This is a genomic window from Leptolyngbya sp. AN10, from assembly GCF_050565645.1.
Lineage (GTDB): Bacteria > Cyanobacteriota > Cyanobacteriia > Leptolyngbyales > Leptolyngbyaceae > Leptolyngbya.
The window spans coordinates 374,673-391,772 of the sequence record NZ_JBNXVP010000001.1 but is presented as its reverse complement, the minus strand read 5'-3'; the positions used below and the strand labels follow the sequence as shown (position 1 = coordinate 391,772).

21 protein-coding genes are annotated in these 17,100 nt (G+C 44.8%); 1 reads left to right on the top strand and 20 read right to left on the bottom strand.

What is annotated here, in order from left to right:
- Window positions 1-13: 13 nt before the first annotated feature.
- The 15 genes from ACQ4M5_RS01975 to ACQ4M5_RS01905 form a co-directional block, all read right to left on the bottom strand.
- The gene (locus ACQ4M5_RS01975; RefSeq protein ID WP_430673929.1) at window positions 14-553 is read right to left on the bottom strand and encodes a hypothetical protein; all 540 of its coding nucleotides are present in this window, start codon (window positions 551-553) and stop codon (window positions 14-16) included.
- Between the two features lie 250 nt (window positions 554-803).
- Window positions 804-1,004 (bottom strand): hypothetical protein, encoded by a 201-nt coding sequence (locus ACQ4M5_RS01970; RefSeq protein WP_430673928.1) that lies wholly within the window; start codon window positions 1,002-1,004, stop codon window positions 804-806.
- A gap of 60 nt (window positions 1,005-1,064) precedes the next feature.
- Window positions 1,065-1,523: a hypothetical protein gene (locus ACQ4M5_RS01965; RefSeq protein WP_430673927.1), complete on the bottom strand. Its 459-nt coding sequence runs from the start codon at window positions 1,521-1,523 to the stop codon at window positions 1,065-1,067.
- A 33-nt stretch (window positions 1,524-1,556) separates the two neighbouring features.
- Window positions 1,557-2,099 (bottom strand): hypothetical protein, encoded by a 543-nt coding sequence (locus tag ACQ4M5_RS01960; protein ID WP_430673926.1) that lies wholly within the window; start codon window positions 2,097-2,099, stop codon window positions 1,557-1,559.
- A gap of 87 nt (window positions 2,100-2,186) precedes the next feature.
- Window positions 2,187-2,708: a hypothetical protein gene (locus ACQ4M5_RS01955; protein ID WP_430673925.1), complete on the bottom strand. Its 522-nt coding sequence runs from the start codon at window positions 2,706-2,708 to the stop codon at window positions 2,187-2,189.
- A 24-nt stretch (window positions 2,709-2,732) separates the two neighbouring features.
- Window positions 2,733-3,197, bottom strand: a complete 465-nt coding sequence (locus tag ACQ4M5_RS01950) for a hypothetical protein (protein WP_430673924.1) — start codon at window positions 3,195-3,197, stop codon at window positions 2,733-2,735.
- Window positions 3,198-3,379: 182 nt separating this feature from the next.
- Window positions 3,380-4,066: a hypothetical protein gene (locus ACQ4M5_RS01945; protein WP_430673923.1), complete on the bottom strand. Its 687-nt coding sequence runs from the start codon at window positions 4,064-4,066 to the stop codon at window positions 3,380-3,382.
- Between the two features lie 139 nt (window positions 4,067-4,205).
- On the bottom strand, window positions 4,206-4,430 hold the full coding sequence (locus ACQ4M5_RS01940) for a hypothetical protein (RefSeq protein WP_430673922.1): 225 nt from the start codon (window positions 4,428-4,430) through the stop codon (window positions 4,206-4,208).
- A gap of 208 nt (window positions 4,431-4,638) precedes the next feature.
- On the bottom strand, window positions 4,639-4,833 hold the full coding sequence (locus ACQ4M5_RS01935; RefSeq protein WP_430673921.1) for a hypothetical protein: 195 nt from the start codon (window positions 4,831-4,833) through the stop codon (window positions 4,639-4,641).
- Between the two features lie 412 nt (window positions 4,834-5,245).
- Window positions 5,246-5,524, bottom strand: coding sequence for a hypothetical protein (locus ACQ4M5_RS01930; RefSeq protein WP_430673920.1), 279 nt, complete (start codon window positions 5,522-5,524; stop codon window positions 5,246-5,248).
- 567 nt (window positions 5,525-6,091) lie between these two features.
- Window positions 6,092-7,333, bottom strand: a complete 1,242-nt coding sequence (locus ACQ4M5_RS01925; RefSeq protein WP_430673919.1) for an ATP-binding protein — start codon at window positions 7,331-7,333, stop codon at window positions 6,092-6,094.
- Between the two features lie 295 nt (window positions 7,334-7,628).
- The gene (locus tag ACQ4M5_RS01920) at window positions 7,629-7,982 is read right to left on the bottom strand and encodes a winged helix-turn-helix transcriptional regulator (protein WP_430673918.1); all 354 of its coding nucleotides are present in this window, start codon (window positions 7,980-7,982) and stop codon (window positions 7,629-7,631) included.
- 120 nt (window positions 7,983-8,102) lie between these two features.
- A complete protein-coding gene (locus ACQ4M5_RS01915; RefSeq protein WP_430673917.1) occupies window positions 8,103-8,741 on the bottom strand; it encodes a hypothetical protein in 639 nt (212 codons plus the stop codon).
- A gap of 226 nt (window positions 8,742-8,967) precedes the next feature.
- On the bottom strand, window positions 8,968-10,395 hold the full coding sequence (locus tag ACQ4M5_RS01910; RefSeq protein WP_430673916.1) for a hypothetical protein: 1,428 nt from the start codon (window positions 10,393-10,395) through the stop codon (window positions 8,968-8,970).
- A gap of 187 nt (window positions 10,396-10,582) precedes the next feature.
- On the bottom strand, window positions 10,583-10,717 hold the full coding sequence (locus tag ACQ4M5_RS01905; RefSeq protein ID WP_430673915.1) for a hypothetical protein: 135 nt from the start codon (window positions 10,715-10,717) through the stop codon (window positions 10,583-10,585).
- A gap of 286 nt (window positions 10,718-11,003) precedes the next feature.
- Between ACQ4M5_RS01905 and ACQ4M5_RS01900 the strand changes: the two genes are divergently transcribed.
- Window positions 11,004-12,239, top strand: a complete 1,236-nt coding sequence (locus ACQ4M5_RS01900) for a hypothetical protein (RefSeq protein WP_430673914.1) — start codon at window positions 11,004-11,006, stop codon at window positions 12,237-12,239.
- Between the two features lie 31 nt (window positions 12,240-12,270).
- Here the strand turns inward: ACQ4M5_RS01900 and ACQ4M5_RS01895 are convergent, their stop codons facing one another.
- The 5 genes from ACQ4M5_RS01895 to ACQ4M5_RS01875 all read right to left on the bottom strand — a co-directional run bounded on the left by ACQ4M5_RS01895 (window position 12,271) and on the right by ACQ4M5_RS01875 (window position 17,096).
- Complete coding sequence (locus ACQ4M5_RS01895; RefSeq protein ID WP_430673913.1) at window positions 12,271-12,486, bottom strand: hypothetical protein; 216 nt, start codon at window positions 12,484-12,486, stop codon at window positions 12,271-12,273.
- Between the two features lie 70 nt (window positions 12,487-12,556).
- Window positions 12,557-12,904: a hypothetical protein gene (locus ACQ4M5_RS01890; RefSeq protein ID WP_430673912.1), complete on the bottom strand. Its 348-nt coding sequence runs from the start codon at window positions 12,902-12,904 to the stop codon at window positions 12,557-12,559.
- Between the two features lie 38 nt (window positions 12,905-12,942).
- Entirely contained in the window at window positions 12,943-15,480 is a 2,538-nt protein-coding gene (locus tag ACQ4M5_RS01885) for a DUF5682 family protein (protein ID WP_430673911.1), read from the bottom strand.
- Window positions 15,477-15,968, bottom strand: coding sequence for a hypothetical protein (locus tag ACQ4M5_RS01880; protein ID WP_430673910.1), 492 nt, complete (start codon window positions 15,966-15,968; stop codon window positions 15,477-15,479). The genes ACQ4M5_RS01885 and ACQ4M5_RS01880 overlap by 4 nt, the downstream gene beginning before the upstream one ends.
- A gap of 36 nt (window positions 15,969-16,004) precedes the next feature.
- On the bottom strand, window positions 16,005-17,096 hold the full coding sequence (locus tag ACQ4M5_RS01875; RefSeq protein WP_430673909.1) for an ATP-binding protein: 1,092 nt from the start codon (window positions 17,094-17,096) through the stop codon (window positions 16,005-16,007).
- Window positions 17,097-17,100 lie beyond the last annotated feature (4 nt).

Genomic DNA, 17,100 nt, shown 5'->3' with positions numbered 1-17,100 from the left:
GGGGTAGGTTGAACTAATTCATCCGTTTCGCAAGGCTGAGAAGGTGCTGATGCTCTTCTTGAGAAAAGCCCTCAGGAAAATGTTCGTGAATAAATAGTAGTAATACTGGAATTTGTTGAGCCACGTCTTCTTCGTCCGAGATGACGAGTCCGGGACTAGCATCAAGTTGCTCGACAAAATCATCAATAAAGCTTTTCAGTTCATACTCGGTGTCGTAGGACTGAAGTTGTTTTGCAAGATGCGGTCGATGCTTTTTGATCCAGTTGCATGCAGCATCAGGATCGATTGAGACTTCAAACCCAATCTTTTTTGTTTTTCTACCTGACTTATTGATATTTGCCAGATAGTCGAATAGTCCTTTGATCTGAGGATTTCTTTCTTTGAAAAAGGTTGCAACTTGGTCTACATCTGGACAATAGTCATCGCCCCAAGAGCAGCGATCGAGAGCAAGAATTGCCTTATCGCTGGCTTGTTCGAACCATTGAGCAGCATCAAACTCGACGCTTTGTCCGTAATCATCGGTGCGGCATTCTGCTTTAATTGTTAGATTCATCTTTGTGTATGGTCAATTTTTGCGTGTGCTGGGTTTTAGCTTGCGATAACTTGAGCAACCCGGATTCTTCAAATATTTAGAGCTAGCAACGACGCAGCGTCGTCTGTAGCGTTTGGGTGAGCTAAAACTGATCGAGTGCAAGTTGAATAACGGTTGCTACAACGGTGCTAGTACAAAGTTATGTCTTTACTCAAGAAGCGGCGGTCGCCGTGATAGCAGCAACAGTGTGAAAATTTCATCACCGTCGTCTTTATTCGTTTGAGTTTCGTTTGAGCGATATTTTGGTCCCGGTTGCTGCCATAATGATAGTTGTTGCAGCAACTCCAGGTTTCTCCCAGGGATTGCCAAAGAACCAACCAGCAGAAATACTGGCGATTCCGCCAATTAATCCAATTAGAAAAATAGCAGTCTGTGCGCTGGTGCTAGTTCGAAGTTTGATCTCTAATCTCATTGCATTTCCTCTAACATTTCTCGAAGTTATCTACCTTACTGCTACGGCATTCTTTTCCATTCAGTCCTTGAATTGTTGTTCAAAAAGAAAAGGCTGAAACCACGTCTCTGTTGATTCAATTTCAGCAGGTAGTCTGTTTGTGGTGATGTACGCTGCAATCCAGACCCGGTGATGACTTGGTTTAGGAGCAAGCAGTTGGTGACGCTGTAAATGATCGAGCACAATGATCGTGTTGCAAGGTTGAGGTTGATCCTCTTTTTTTCCTTGAACAGCAAAGCCTTCTCCATCGATAACCCAGAGAATCGTAAAGTTCTTTTTAATGTTTGGGTCGGTGTGCCAGCCCAGTGATCTTGATCGAACAAAGTGAATCAAATGCCGTTTCCTTCCAAGGTAGAAGTGCGAAGAATCGACAGCAGCATTAACGAGAGCATCTTTGTTATATTGTTCGCTGCTTACTGCGGTCAGTTCGTTGACAGGTAGCTGCGTCGAAGCTGCCCACTGGCAAATAATTGCGCTCATCCCTTTGTTTGTACGAAGTTGAATAAAAAAAGTCTAGGTTTTGCGGGTATGAATCAGATCTGCTTCTAGATCAAGATTCGAGAGTTTCTCGATCCAGAAGTCTGTTTGATTCATGCGTAAGCAGTCGGAAATGTGTTTTACTTGGTGTTCCACCTGATATTCAATCCCCGTTTCCTGGAAGCCTTTGCCGCCAGACCGATAAGCCCGCGCGAAATATTTTCGCGCTTGATACATTGACTCACATCGGATTTTGGCAGTTGGTTTTGTGCAGCCTTCTTCTACGTCCCATGCAAACAAGAAATAAATTGGGCGATCGCTCAAACGGTTGACGTGAAACTGAATGTCTTCGTAACGTTCGTAGCTTTGCCCTCCAAAATAACCACTTTCAAGAAACTGGTCCCTTAAATTCCAGGCATCGCGGCTTGTTAGTTTAAGAACATCACGAAAGCCTAAGTCCTCCGCGCTTTCAATTCGCCTCCATCCGCGTTGCTTGCTGCACCAAACCAGCTTTTGAACGACTCGTTCAGGACTTTCGATCCACATTTCAACGTAGCTATTGATATCTTCTGGTTTCATGGTTGTTGATTTTGGTTATCTCGATTTTCTTTTCCAGTAATGCAGAACGCTGTTGCAGTAGCTTAAGAACTTCTTCGAGTGCAAATTCTAGGTCAGCGTCGTCTTGCTTGTAATTTCGACGTTCATCTGTCGCATGCTTTCCTCCTGAAAATGGGGCGATGAATTAGGCGAGTTAGTACCAACGTTCATCTTCCTGCCAAATTCTTCCCAAAAACTCCACCAAGCTTCCGAAAACAGAAGAGGGAGAGCTTTTGCATAGCCAGGTGGCACAAATGCGCCTAAGCTATATTCTTCTTCCAAATTTGCCTCAACTTCTGCTGCCTCAAACGGTTCAATTCGAAGATGTCCTTGGTGTAGATAAGTTTGACTAACTTCTTCGGTGGTTAATCCTTTTCCGTTTGCGTCAATTATTTCGCCTGCTTGATTGCGGCAAGCGAAATGGCAGACATTTCCGGCTTCATCGATAAAGCCGATCAGTTCATATCCTTTAGCACGGTGAAGCTCGATCGCAAAAATGGCACAACAGCCGGTTAAGGCTAAGTGGATGATGCCTGTGAAGAGCTTGACATCAACAGGACTATTCGGCAGCGATGACGCATTGGTGTTCATAATTTTATTTCACAGCGATTGAGTCTATACCTCGTTATGCCATAGCTGATGACTAATCGAGTTCCCATTATTATCTAACACGCTGATTTTTTCTTCAGGTCGCCCTTTTTGGTAAACCAGTTGTTTTGCTTCAGCCCAAGTGGTAGCAGATTGTTGATGTTCTGGAGTAGATTGATACCGACTTGCTCGCCAAATGACGATAAACGGAGGACGCAACGGTGAGCCTGAGTGCTGCCAGTTGAGTTCTGGGAAGTCATGAATGACGTGTGGATTATCGCAGTTCAGTTCAAAAATGACATCAGAATCGCGATCGCAAATAACTTTGGTGTCGGCAAATCGCCCGTCCACCTGCAGATCCGACAAGGGTCGTTCGCAGACTCGGTCTAAAATGTCGTCGAGTGTTTCATTGGAGTGGTATAAGACTGAAATTAAGCCTTGTTCTGGGTGGTTTGTGACTGAAATGAGAATGGGTTTTGATTCTGGCTGCATACAAATTTCAACCGATTTGTGGCGTTTTGCTGGTTTAACAAAGCGATTGCTCCTAGCGCTAGATTCCTCCAGACCAAGCTTCAAAGGCAATTTTAAGATCTCCCTTGCGAATCAACCGCTTTCACCACTTTGCCAAGCTTTCAAGCGCCGAATTTCACCAGTAAGTCTTTTTTAGAGGTAGCTTACACTTCACTTTTTCGCCCATTTATCCAGATCTGAACTAGTTCAATAGCGGCTTTCAGATCTGTTCGTTTTTCCGATCGAGGAGCGATGTTTGATCCTTTTGCTCCTGCGGTTATTTCATAAGTGATCTCGTCTGTTTGTTCAATTCGGCATTGCCAGACTCCAACTTGAAATGGAGCGATTTCTGCAAATTCAATCTTGTTTCTTCCATACACCTGCTCAAATAGCTTTTGCAGTAAAGATAGCCGTGAGTTTTCTGCTAAAGCCATTGTTCCACGGCGTTTCTCATCAATGCATTCTAGGTTGCCCACCCAGTATTCTTTTTGATCTAGAGCTTCTGCTGTAATTTGCCATCTGTCTGACTCGAGGACATGAATTAGTAGAAATTCTTTCCAGGTTGGTTCGGGTCCAGCAATTTGATGCGCTATTTTGCTGGTGGTTAAAGATTCGATTGGCAGCCAAAGGTCTTTCCAGTTCTCTATTTCAGATGCTGGAATACAGACGTGTAGCCCAGAATAGTAGCGATTAATCTGCCAATTATTTGCGATCGCCATGGGTGGAATGAATACTTTTCGAAGCCGATTTTGCTTGCCGCGCAGCGTAAAGTCAAGAACTTCGACAGTTTTAGTTCCAAAGCCGTCATAATTTGAGGGTGCGTCTGTAATGAACTGGTTGGAGATTTTCATTTTAAGCCTCTGGGTTTAGCTGATCTTTCCGTGTTCAAAAGCTCTATCGTGCTACTGATAGCTGTGATGAATCTAGATAAATGTGCTGCCTTTTGATAGCAGAAAGACAGAAGACAATGGCGAGATAGATTGGGGCATTTCAGCTTAAGTCTTGTCGCTGAATAAGCAGGGTGAATGAAAGCGTTTTAGTTGTTGTTAGATGATGCATAAACCTAGAAACACTATCTTCTGTAAATGTTTGTGCTAGTTCTCGCCTGATTCCTTTTTCCAAGAGGTTTGTGGCATAACGCTCAGGATCTAATCCGTTGTGGTGTGACATTCGTTGAATGAATTGAGCAAATTCGGGTGCAATCTTGATTTGCATGAGGTTTTACATCGATGGTTTAGTAATTCGGTTAATTGATTCAACGAGAATGGGTTACACCTTGATATGACGGGCAGAGCAACACAGTAAGCTGCTCTGCATGAATACTTGAACAACGATTCTGCTTCATAAAAACTGCTTTTCTTGACCTATTCGCGCCTTGCGGAAGCAAGCAAAATCTGGTTTTAGATAGCAGTGTAGATCTTTATCAGCGAGTTCCAGTTCCCCCAGTTCCCTCCGGAGGCTTGTTTGGTTGTGGCTCAAATGTTGTTGCTTGTGCCGTTTGGTCAAGTCGTAGCTGCGACTTTTCAAGATGTACTTGAGTGGGTAGAGACAGGGAAAGCACGATTGCTGTTCCAATTACACTTAGCAATCGGTATGCTGAGCGGGTATTTTTTGACATTGAAAGCACCATAGATCTAACAAGTTGGCTTGTGAACTTGTAGGTTTTACGGCAGAAAGAGATCGCTTTCGCATTTTTCTAATCTTTCTGGAATCGTCGCATTACAGCAGTCTTTGATGGAATTCGTCTTTTAGTGTTGATTCTTGTCTTGTTTTGAGATCAAGATAATCTTGTCAAGTCCTTGCCAGAATCAACCATTAATTTTTGGGTAGATCGAGCGTATTTCACAATGTGATTGCAGCAACATTCTTCAATCTCAATCTCTCTCTCATCTGAATAAGTTGGAAGTCCAATGACGGGTGGTCCGGTAGCTAGAAGTGGCATATACCAACCAGGTCGTCACTCGAGAAAACCTCTGCGCCGATTTTGTTACTCTCTTCGATTTATTCTAGTAGTTTCATTGCGTAAGATTTTACGAATTGAGTTGTTTTTTTAGCTGTCGCTCTGCTTCATCACAGCATTGCAATCCCAGAAGCTGGGCGATACTATCTCGACCGCAGCGAATCGGCATCGCTTTGATGCGGTTGCGATTAGCGGTAATTTCAACTCTTCCACCGTCGATCATGCTTTGAACCCAGGTTTTTTGTTCTTTGAACTCAGAAGCTTGAATTAAATTCGATAGTGTTGAAGCGTCAACGTCAGATTTGTGACGAATTTTTCGGGCATTCCTGTTACGAGGGGAGATTTCCATAGAATTTTTTGTTTTTTGATCGAGTTAAGGGTGCTTATTGGCTTTGTTGAGACTGTGGACTGGAGTTCTCCATTCCTTCAGACTGAATTTCGGAGTCGATGATCCTGTGCGGCATGATTTCCTGGAATGTAAATGGCGTTGTAGGTTTCATTTCGTGTGCTTTCGCAATCGTAAAAGGTTGCTTTTCCAACGCATAAACTGGCTGCTTGCACTTCTGACTTGAAGTGGTCGAATTGGGTGCGTGTACAAGCGATGCGCGATCTGTTCGGGACTTAGATCGCAGCGATCAAGTTTGAGAATCATTCGGATGTATCTTTAGATAGTGAATTTTACGATAACTAAAAGTCAAATTTGAACCGATAGCAGTCGTGGACTGCGGCTTTTAATCTGCTTCAGAGCGCTCCATGATTTTGGTTTTACTTTACTTTTACTGTTTGATCAATCTGATTTTGCATTGTTTTGAAACGAGAAGTCGGACTATAGTAGATATACTTCGATTGAGAAGTAGCTTTGTGATGCTGGCAGGCAGACAAGGGGTGCAGATTTCTGCACCCTCTTTCAAAAGAATTAGAAGGCTTCAAAGCCGATTGTGCCACCCTTTGAAAGTGGAGATTCGTCTTCAGCATACTTTCTCACTTGCTGCAAATCTTGAGCAATCCGGTTGCGAACATCTTGCAGCAAATTTAGGGTGATCGGGTGATTTTGACTAACAGCAACTGCAATTGCGCTTTGCGCCAGTTCCTTGATTTGTGCTCCGGTTAAATTGTTGACTTGAGAGAGTAAGTCTGGATCATTAATTCCGTTGCTTGGGAAATACATTCGGGCGCAATTTAGTGCATAGTCATCTTGAAGTTCTCCAACTTCGATAATGCGATCAATACGTCCTGGTCGCTTGAGAATGCGCGGTTCTAGTCGTTCCGGAAAGTTTGTGGTCATTACGACATAACATCCTTTTGAGTTAACCGGAGTATCAACACCATCGAGCCAGTTGAGCACACTTGAGCATCCTTCGTACTCTCGCAAACAGGCTTCAGCGTCTTCAATGATCACGATCGTCGGTTTCGTTTGTTTAGCTGCTTTGTGCATATGTTGGGCAACTGCTTTTAAGTTGGTGCCAAACACTACAGAGACTTGTCGCTCTTCGACATAGCGTTTAGCCAGTTGGATTGCAATCGATGTTTTACCTGTTCCAGGAGGTCCAACAAGCATGGCTTTTCGCACTCCTGGCATCCCGAAGCGCGTGTACTGAGAAACGTTACTGAAAAAGTGTCGAATCTCTTCATCGAGTATAGACATGGCTGGATGAAAGATTTCGGTTGTTGGCAGTTGTTTTAACGGAGTATAAATCGCGCCGTTCGAGGTTGCTTCAACTTTGCTGATCCCTTTTGGGATGGCATGAGCTAGCTTCATTCGCTTGCGCCGAATATCGAGCCAGCGTGACCAACCGCTTCGAGTTGCAGCTGCGAGCTGAATGATCTCAGCTGCACGTCCTGCGCCAACCTGAAATCGTGCAATAAATAACGAATCACCTGTGGTTAAGGTAATTTTGTACATTCCGGTGCTCGATTGATACGTCTGCTTTCTTTTTGGTTGATCATTCATGCCGTGAATGATCGGCAGAATTAGCTTAGTACTGATCGGCAGAATTTCATTCACCTTAATAGCCCGTCGACTGCGTTGAGAATGAGCAGCGGTTTCTAGATAATCGATGTCCGATCTTTGCTCTACTGGAATAAATTCACTACAGTGATAAGCGGACTGAACGTAGTTGATTAATTCAATCGCGATCATTTCAGTTTTAGTTGCCATAAACTGTCCCTCGGTAAACCATCATGACAATCGTTCCGGTCGGAACGCAGGCTGTTTAACTTAGTCCGCCTGGTTTTTTGAAGGCTCCTAGTGGGAGTGTCAGTCGTCGACGATATTTGCTTCTTGTGCTGGATTTTCCCGCACGCTCTGCGCTAACGAAGAGAATTCCCGGTTTAATGAAAAATCGCTCGATTCTAACCTCGGTCTAGATTACCGCTAGACCAAGGTTGGAATCGAGCTGTAATTGCTCAAAAATCTTCTTTGCTATCTTCAAATTTGGCAGTTTTGAAGATTTCTACGCAGTTTCTGCTAGCGTTGAAAGCTTAGGGCGGTAGCGCGGAAGTGGATGAATTCGATCCGCTCCTCGAAATTTCCAGGCAGATCGAGCCAGTAGTTCATAAGAGCGAAGATATTCTACGGTTTTGGGACAGGCTTCAGGATTAATAAACAATCGACTGGGTCTGCCCTGAGTGCGAATGATTAGTTTGGCTCGTACTAACGCTGTAATTTGCTTACTAACGGTACTGGTGGACAAGTCAATTTTTTGGGAAACTTCGCCTACACAAAGACCCGGATGGTCAGCAATACAAATGAAAACTTCTACCATACTAATAACAATCGGTTTTTCCCGAAGTTTGAAGTGTTCCATTTCTCCTCCTTTCCGTAGCATTGTGGGCAATAGGCGGGATTTGTATTTTTGCTATTATCTGTGTTGATTGAATGCTGTGTTAGAGGGTTGCACCCCGCAGTTAAGTTTTTGTTTTGCTGACTAAGACTCAAATCCTGTAATTTCATGTGGAGAAACTGAAGTGGCAGCGATAAGTTGTTGGTTGTAATATCGTGGGATATCAAACAAGATTGCCGCTTCTTTCATGCCTTCTAAAAAATAGATGAGGTCGCTATTTCGATCGAAGAATTGTTGCGTTCCGTTGGAGAAGATCAGCGTGAGCTGGCTATTTTCGGCTCCCCATTGTAGAACTAATCCCCATTTGTGCAGGATTTTTAGTAGGGTTCCAATCTTTTCAGATTGTTCCTGAGTGGGAGTCAAGTCGACTTCGACAAATGAGCGAACAGGTTTGCAGTCACGCCGAAACCACGTTGCGCCTTCGCGAACAAGCCGCTCCATTTTCAAGTTGTGTTCTTTCTGGATTTGGCTCGCAATTTCTTCTGTGAGTGCTCGATTGCGGTGGGGGTTAATTTCGGGAAGTGTGATTTGAAGATAATGTTCGTTTAAGTGAGAGTTGACTTGGATCGACGGATATCGGTTTAGATCCAAGAGATCTTGAGTTACTTCTTGAGACGGAACCTTCAAAAACCGAATGCGAATCTCTGACGGCTGTTGCAAGCTGTCTAACATGACCAAAATATCTGGCATGATAAAAACTTGGGAGTCGAGATTAATTGGCATAGTTGTTTTCTCAGGTGTTGACGCAGGAACCGGTAGCCCTTTTCTGAAATCGAGGCAGATCTTCTCAGGGATAAGTTAATATAGCCAAATTAATCAAGATCAGACTGCCTATCTTAGATTTTTGGTTTCTTCTTTTGGAAAATTATGTTAATCCTAGCTTGCTCGACGCAGTCAAACTATCCTCCAACTGGAGGGAGTTTGAGTTATAGAAAGTCACGACACAAGGTCAAGTTTGATATTTTGGCTTCCATCCGTGAGTGATGGCTTGTTTCAACCAAGAAAGCGGGTGTTTGATCGGGGATTTTGATACTTGAAATGCAGCTAGTGCGTTCCAAACGACCTGCTCGGAGTGCGATCGCAGCAGGGCTTGAAGTTCATCGTCAGGTTCAATGTCGAGATTAGCAATTTCGGCTTCGGGGTCAAAATTGGGGGGAGGACTGCTGGCAATGGCGAGGATTGATAATTCGGTTGCCGGGCGTTTCCAGCCAAAATCCTGTTCGGCAAGGTGAAAGAAACTGCCAATGCTGTAGGTTGCCTTCGAAGAGCGACACACCTGACGAATATTCCAGCCACATTGTCGTGATGGCGAGTGTTCCTCCATCAGGGAGATGGCCGTTTCTTCACCGTAATGGTTTTTGAGCGCAATCAGCAGTGTTCGGTAGGTTTCATAAGTATTTTCTCCGGCAGAACGACGCGGAATAAAGTCAAGTGCATCTTTGACCCAAGCATCGGTGCGCCGAGAGTCATAATGAGGATAGTTCGTTGGATTGGATCCAGATTTGCGTTCTTGAAATCGTACTTCCACAGATGGGTCAGTTAGCGTGACTTCTGGATTTACATCTTCACCTTTTATCTGCTGGTTGCGCTTTGAGACCCACTCCATCCAGCGTTCGTCGGATAGTCCAAGAGGAAATCTCCCTGTTTGATCAAGTGCGTGTTCAAATGCCTCTGGAGAGTATTGATGGCGCGACCATTGCTCTAGAGACTGCAGAACCGGTTCTTGCCAAACTCCATTGCTGTGCTTGCGGCGGGCAATGCCTGCTAACCGCATTGCCCGAGCGGGATTGGTCACTTTATTGTCTGCGTCTTGTAGGATACAGAGTTTTCGTGCTAGCCGTCGCCAGTGAACTTCGGACTCAACAGGTTCACTTAAGCGAAAATAGACGTGCAGGGATTTGCTGCCAGTGTAGACAACTGCACAAGGCGATAGTCCCGTCTCAAACGTTAAGCGGTAAATCTGTTTCCATTGGTCTTGAAGATCAAGCTGGTCGATTTCGTAGAACACAATCGAACTGTGAGTAACGTGATTGTTGCTGATGCCTCCACACGGTTGATTTGGGTAGAAATGCACGGTTGCGCCCGTATGCGCTAATTCTGCAATTCGTAGAAAAGAGTATGGCTCTACTTGAGGCTCCCAAATAGAATCCCCGTTGATGTCATAACCCGCCCATTTGCACTGATTTAGGTCTAAATCGTTGTTCAGGACGATTCCGGTGAGCACGATTTGCTCTGGCTCTTCGTTACGCCATTTCCAATCGAGTGGGCATAGTTCTGGAGCTTGATCCCAAGCGAGTTTCAGCCAGATTTCTGATCCGACCATAAATCCGAGGTTGGTGAGCTGGCTAAAGCAATCGGTGAAACTGTGTAAAACCATGAAGATTGGTGCCGCTAGAATCGCGTGCTTTGTTCAGATAAAAAAGTGAAGATTTGGAGCGGTTTTAGCCTTGATCTGCTTTCATTACTCAAGAGAACAAGATGCGCTTCTCTAGTTTTAGCGCGATCAATCGACGACTGCTCTAAATCTGTAGAGTCAGTTCTGCAAATTAAATTAATTTGTGCGATTATTTGGATTGCCAAACGGCAATCCAAACTCCGGCAAGCAGCAGCACGATGAGCAGAATTGCAATTTCGGGTGAGGGCGTAATTACCCCGGCATCGATCGCATCATAAGCCGTTGGGAAATCTGGGTCAGGCACGAGAACGAATTATAAACACACTGTTAGTTTTCCCAGTTTTGGAAAAAAACTTGCGTTAGCGACGCTCAAAAATCTCTTGAGGTTTTAATGTCCGCATTGAACGCGATTTGAGCTAATTTCTTTGTTTATGTGATGACTTGCTTTAAATGCTTGTTGTTTTAGAATAAGCAATAGTGCTTTGAGTTGTTTCTGAGTAAAACTGCTCCTAATTGCAAGTCAGGTTTTTTGCTCAAATTTCACGATTTTATTTGTTTTAGCTCCTGCATAGAAAAAAGGAGAATATTTAATGTTCCAAGATGATCAGATGTATGACGACATCGAAGGTAACGAATGGTTTAATCTCAGACCTGATGAAGCAACGATTTCTTTACCAGTACCCAGGGATCATAGAATCCATAGCTCTGTCGAATGGGGACTAGAAAATACTGACGACAGCATTCGGATTATCGTCGGAGCTAATACGCTTCAGTATTTGACCTCCAAACAGCAGTCTGAGTCATCTGACGTTGTTACTCTCAACAGTCTCAATGAGCTGCGGGAATTTTTGATATCGAAAATGGAACCTGTGCCTGAGACAAAAATCTATGACACCTCGGATTCCGCCTTTAGTTTTTCTGATATTAAACTAGATGGAACAGAGGAAAAACCTGTTAGTGGGGGACGAAAAGGAATGCCACCCAAGCAGAATGTGCGGGTTCACCTGTCCCTAGAAGAGGATCGTCTCACTCTGTATCCGTCACGCTTGCACTTCGAGTTAAACGCAGCTCAGTGCAAAGATCCGCAGATTAACTGTGGGACATTCTATGTAGAATCAGAAACCCAACTGCAAGATGTGGCAAAATGTTTAGTCGAAACAAAGGAAAAAGCTGAGTCACTCGATCGACTAAAGCTTGCAAAAACAGTTTTTCATGCGCTAGAAGACAATCAGTGGTGCAACCGTACGGGAGAGTTTGTTTCTGCGACAGACAGATTCTTTGTAGAACCCGAGGTAGCTGTTGCTTTGGGAGTAGTACGCGAAACAGATACTGGAAGTTTACCGTTGCTACCCAGCGTGGGCTTTCAGAACAAGGGACCTGATCTGTGTCCCGAAAATTATCAATGCCCATTCACTCATCAACAGTATCCAGAAGAAACAATGCTACTTGAAGTGGTGTTGTCAACACACTCTCTGGAAAATTTGATGACCGACTACTATAGCCAGCGGCTGTTAAACGCGATCGAGAAAACAGAAGCCCAGGAGCCAAATTTGCGGTTTATCTCCCCTGAAAAAACAATGGAGATTGGACAGTGGATTGCCAAACTTGATTCGAATGGAATAACAACGGTTTATCCTGATCGTGAAAGTAGCGAATGTCATCAGAATGTGATTCTGCGGGGCAATCGGTATACAGGAGAACTACAACACCCCATTTCATCTGAGAATGCAGCGCAATTTAGCAAAATGACACAAGACTGGAAAAAATATCGTAGTGTGAATTGCTCAAAACCAGCATCTGACAAGACTGCTGATTTTGAGCAATAATATGGGATAGTACGGCCGCCACTGAGTACCATTATTCCAGGCTGTAAATCGCTGCTTCATTAACTTTGTTTTCGTCAGCGGCGGTCGCAATGTCTAAAAATGTTGCTTCTGGATTGCTCTGTCCCCATTCGTAGGCAGTTTTACAGCACAAACACACTGGGAGTCCTGTTGGTTGCACAGCGTATTTTGCTTCAGCATCACAATTAGCACAAAAGATGGTGCTAATTATCGCTTCGATATCATTCATTTCTATACCAGTTAAGTGAATAGTTCTACTGTATCACCCAAATCGGACGAATCTGAGTGATACAGTCTTCTTAGTCCTTTGTTGCGAGTGCTTTAAGGTGTTTCCAAGCTTTCGCACTATTAACTTTTTGTCGAGGAAGATCCTCAACGGTGATTGCACCCATGTTCATCCGTTCGACGATTTGAGCAAGATAATAAAATCGTTCTTCAGCACAGGATCTTTCGACAATCGCTTTCAGGCAGTTTTTGGTTTTGGGTAGCCGAGTTTTACTTGGTTGGTGTGGATGTTGCTCCCATTGAGCGATCGTAAATGTCAATGAGTTCCACTGTGCAAACGATGCTTCGGCTGCGTACAGCGAGTACATTCCTGCAGGATGCTGCACGGCTTGCCACCCTTCCCAAGTCATGTATTGAGTCATGATTAATTGATGAAAAACGAGTGTTAATCGGGCACGTACTAATTTGCCCATTCAACCGGGCATCCGGCTTGTGCGGCGAAATACTCAAAACATGACGGAAACTCGCGGATGAATTCCCAGCTAGCATTCTCTGTTGGGGATATGGCTGTTGTTAGAGGGACTCCTGCGAGAAGCCCATTCCATTGATCCAATTGTGACAGGCTTTGCGGCAGGGTAGGAATGACTGGCTCAACGAGAAGTTTTAGCAAGTCCGGCATTTCCTGAAGTTTTAGCACAAGAGCTGGCAGCCACGGAATCAGTACTGTATCTGGCATTGTAAAGAATGAGTTAAGCAAATCGCCCGCTAGATTTGCTAGAAACGGTGCAAAGCTAAGTGATTCGACCAACCCAGCAACATAAAGAGGAAATGTGCTGATTAACACAGAGCTAGTTCTGCGCAGGGTTGCAGCTTCGCGAACGCTTTGCTCGGTCATTTGTGACCGTAGAATACAGGCGGCATGAATTATTGCTGTTTTGGCTGGGTCTGCTACAAGCTGTTGACACTGATTAAGACTCAGATCGAACTGCTGAGCATTGAGTCCTGCTGAGGTTGCAAATCCTTCAAGCTGAATCAGGAAATTTAACATAGCGCATAGCTCTTTCGAGGCGGCTTCTTTTTCGGTACAGGTTGCTGGTAGTCTCTGGCAGTAGTACTGAAATCCTGTTCCAATAAAGTTTAAGATCCATTGCGGAATTGCTGTTGACTGACTGCGATAAAACTGAATCAGGTAACGGGTCTTCTCGAAAACTTTGGAGGCTTCACCAACTGCGGAATTTGTGATAAATTGCTGATCTGCAAAGTTGCCGAGTGTCTCTGTGAGGTGCGGGTTGTGCAGATACAGGAGACTGTCGAAAATTGTGTTGAGAACATCAACGGTGCTGGCATTCGTATTCTGGGTGATTTTCAGCAGTCGTTTTTCGATGATTTCTTCGACCGTGATTCCCTCGTAGCCTAACTTAATCAGGCTTTTTTGATTTTTCCCTACATAAATGTCCCAGCTTTCTTGAGTCGGTACAACGCCTAGCTTGCACGCGCCCATAATCGGTTTAGCTAACTCATCCCCTCCAAGATAATGGAGTCGCCAGAGGAGTTGTGAGCATTCAAGCCAGGTTGGTTGAACATTGAAGTTCAGCAGTGCTCTTCTGACCTTCTTTTCCGCAAAATTGAATCCGAGTGGAGCTAATCGATCAATCACATCTTGTGCGACTGCAGGGAGCGCTTTGTAGCCGATCGATCCACAGCGATCTGCGGCTAAAATTCGGTGGCATAAAGTTGTAATAGAGGGTGTTTGCGTCTTATTTTTATCGAGACAAGTAACCGACGCTTCAATAAAATCATTTGGCAACGGTGTGGGATGATTTCGTAGACCAGACAACAGCAGCGTATGTTCAAAAATAGCGATCGCGTCAGCAGTGCTGGCTAAATACCCATGTTTGAGGGATGCCTTGACAATTCCTGTACACCACGATGCTAATTCGATTTCGTTGAGCGGCGGGGGCGCGGGGGCTGTGATAAAGAGATCGGTCGTTGTTCTGCTTGTTTTTGCGGTGGGGTTCCGCTTTCGCCCGCCTTTCGTTTGACGATTGGCTTGCCACAGCATTTCTAGGCTGACTAAGGTGCCCGGAGCAATATTGAAACTTTCTTCGATATCGCTGAAACTCGTTGGCATCAATCCATATTGCCAACGAGTTGTGCTGGGTGCAGGAATCGTCCACATGGCTTGGCTCTGGCTACCAAACTCTACAACTGGGGTGGCTGCATGGCTTGCGCCGCAAATATAGAGGGCTTCGCACGGGTCGATATTAAACTGGTTTAAATGCTGCTTAATCCGGGTCCACATATACCGTTCGCGATCGCAGTTGTCTGCTTCGATTTCGGCTGAATAACCAAGTTGTCGAAACAAACTACCAATCCAAGTCAATGTTTGGCGGTAGGTTTCGAGGGTTGCTTGTTGTAGTGGAACCTCAAAATACTGCGTCCACCATGACCAGAAATTTTGGATCTCAACTTGACCGAGTAGAGCGGTTAAAAACGTTTGCAGCATCGGGGCTTCTTGGTCGTGTGTTAACCTCTGGCGACTGTGATGCGTGGCAAAATCGCACGATGAATCTACCAAGACCAAGTGAACTTGTTTGTTTTTTGCTGCGTATTGAATCGCTTGAAATTCTGCCGAGGCTTCAACGAGTGAGGTATTTAATTTAACTGGAAGCAATTTGGAATCGAGCGATGTGGATTCTTGGGCAATGGCTTGTAGCGTAAACGGAGGAACACATTCTGGAACTGCCTGAATCAAAGGATTTAGGTCTTCTGTTAGTTCTAGATAAATAGCTTTGGGTTTGTGCAGTTCGAGAAACTGCCGGACCGCAATCGCAGAAGCGGGTGAAAAGTGACAAATCGGCAAAATCTGAAGGGGTTCTTGCATTGCCCGTTCAACATCGCGCGTTGCCTGTTCGCTAATAGAGACAAGATCACTGTTTGGATAGGTTTTTTGAATGGCTTGAACTAGCGATTCGTGAAGCGATTGGATAGAAGTCATACGGAAGGAGGAGTAGAGGAGGGTTTTATCTGTACTGCGTGCGGTCCAAAGACTGTGAGAAATATTTCTTCGTTGTGAGTCTGTCCGACTGTGTAAAGTTGGTTCCATTCTTCGTCGCTAAAATCTAGCCCGGTTTGTGCTGCTTGTTTTTTGATCTGAACTAGCGAAATCTCTGATTTATGAGATGCATGAAAAACAAATAGCGACTCGTGTCCCCGATGGTTGATGTAGATGCTGCAAATTGAAATGGTTGCCATTTGAGTTTGACTAGCAGATTGATTTTGAGGCAAGCTAACGAAATTTGCCGTGACTGACCCCGTATCAATTTCGCTTTGGTCAATGTGAAATTCTGTGTTGTCCGCGACATCGATGAGAGTGTATTGATCGTGTTCAATCCGTTTGACGCGTGCTGTACATGAAGAGTTATCGGAGAACCGAATGATGTACTGCTTCTTGAGTTGCAGTGGTTCAGCTACTGTTTTTGTCATGATCGGATGTTCACTAAAAGGTTGACTTGCGGCGCGTTAGAACTGTTTGAGAACCGTTTCGCCTCCTTGAAAGAATTCGCTCCAACGTCCGCCTTGACTTGCGGCTAAACTAGAAATCGAACTGTTCCAGAATTTATTCATAAAGCTGACATCGCCGGGAGTTTTGCGGAGTAGCGTCGAGACAGTCGCGCTGGCAAGGCTTGTTGGGGTGATAGTGCCATTTCCAAAGAAACTGCTCGATAAAATGGCTTGTTCGACACTTCCGATTACTTCAGCGGTCGATAGACTGCTTTCTAGCTGCTGATCTTCAGGAACTGCGGCGTTCGTTTTGCGAAGAGCCTCAAACGTGTTTAACAGCAGGTGCATCAGTGGGGGTAGCGACTGAGCCGAGATTTGATGGTCCCTCAGCATCTGTTCGGTCCGGAACAGCACAATCTCTTGTTCTTTTCTGGCATCCTGCATTACGGGGATATGCAGGAAGTTGAATCGCCGCATTAGGGCACTAGAAAGCTCGTTAACGCCACGATCTTTATCGTTGGCGGTTGCAATGATATTAAAGCCTTGCAGCGCTCGTACCACTAGGTTTAACTCAGCGATCGCCAGCTCTTTTTCTGACAGAATAGAGATTAGTGCATCCTGCACGTCGGATGTGGTTCGAGTTAACTCCTCGAATCGAGCAATGCTGCCTTCGTGCATTGCAGTCAAAACGGGTGATGGAATCAGTGACTGCTCCGATTGCCCGTTTGCAATTACCATTGCAATATTCCAGTTGTACTTAATTTGGTCTTCGCTTGTACCAGCGGTGCCTTGAATTGTTCTTTCGCTATTGCCACAGATAGCCGCCGCCAGTAATTCTGAAAGCCAGGATTTTCCAGTTCCTGGCGAACCGACTAGCATCAGTCCGCGCCGACTTGCAAGCGTTGTGATTGCATTTTGCACTAGACTTGTCGGTCCAAACCATTTTTGTTTAATGCCCAGAGTGCTGTCTCCCAAAATAAATTTTTGGACTGAGAGCGGGGACATCTGCCAATTTGCTGGAGCCGAGCAGGTATCTTGTGTTAAGACTGCAAGGTCGTCCGCGTACTGAATTTCTGCGGGTTCGCGTAGGAGTGCGTTGAGTTGAGTCATAGTG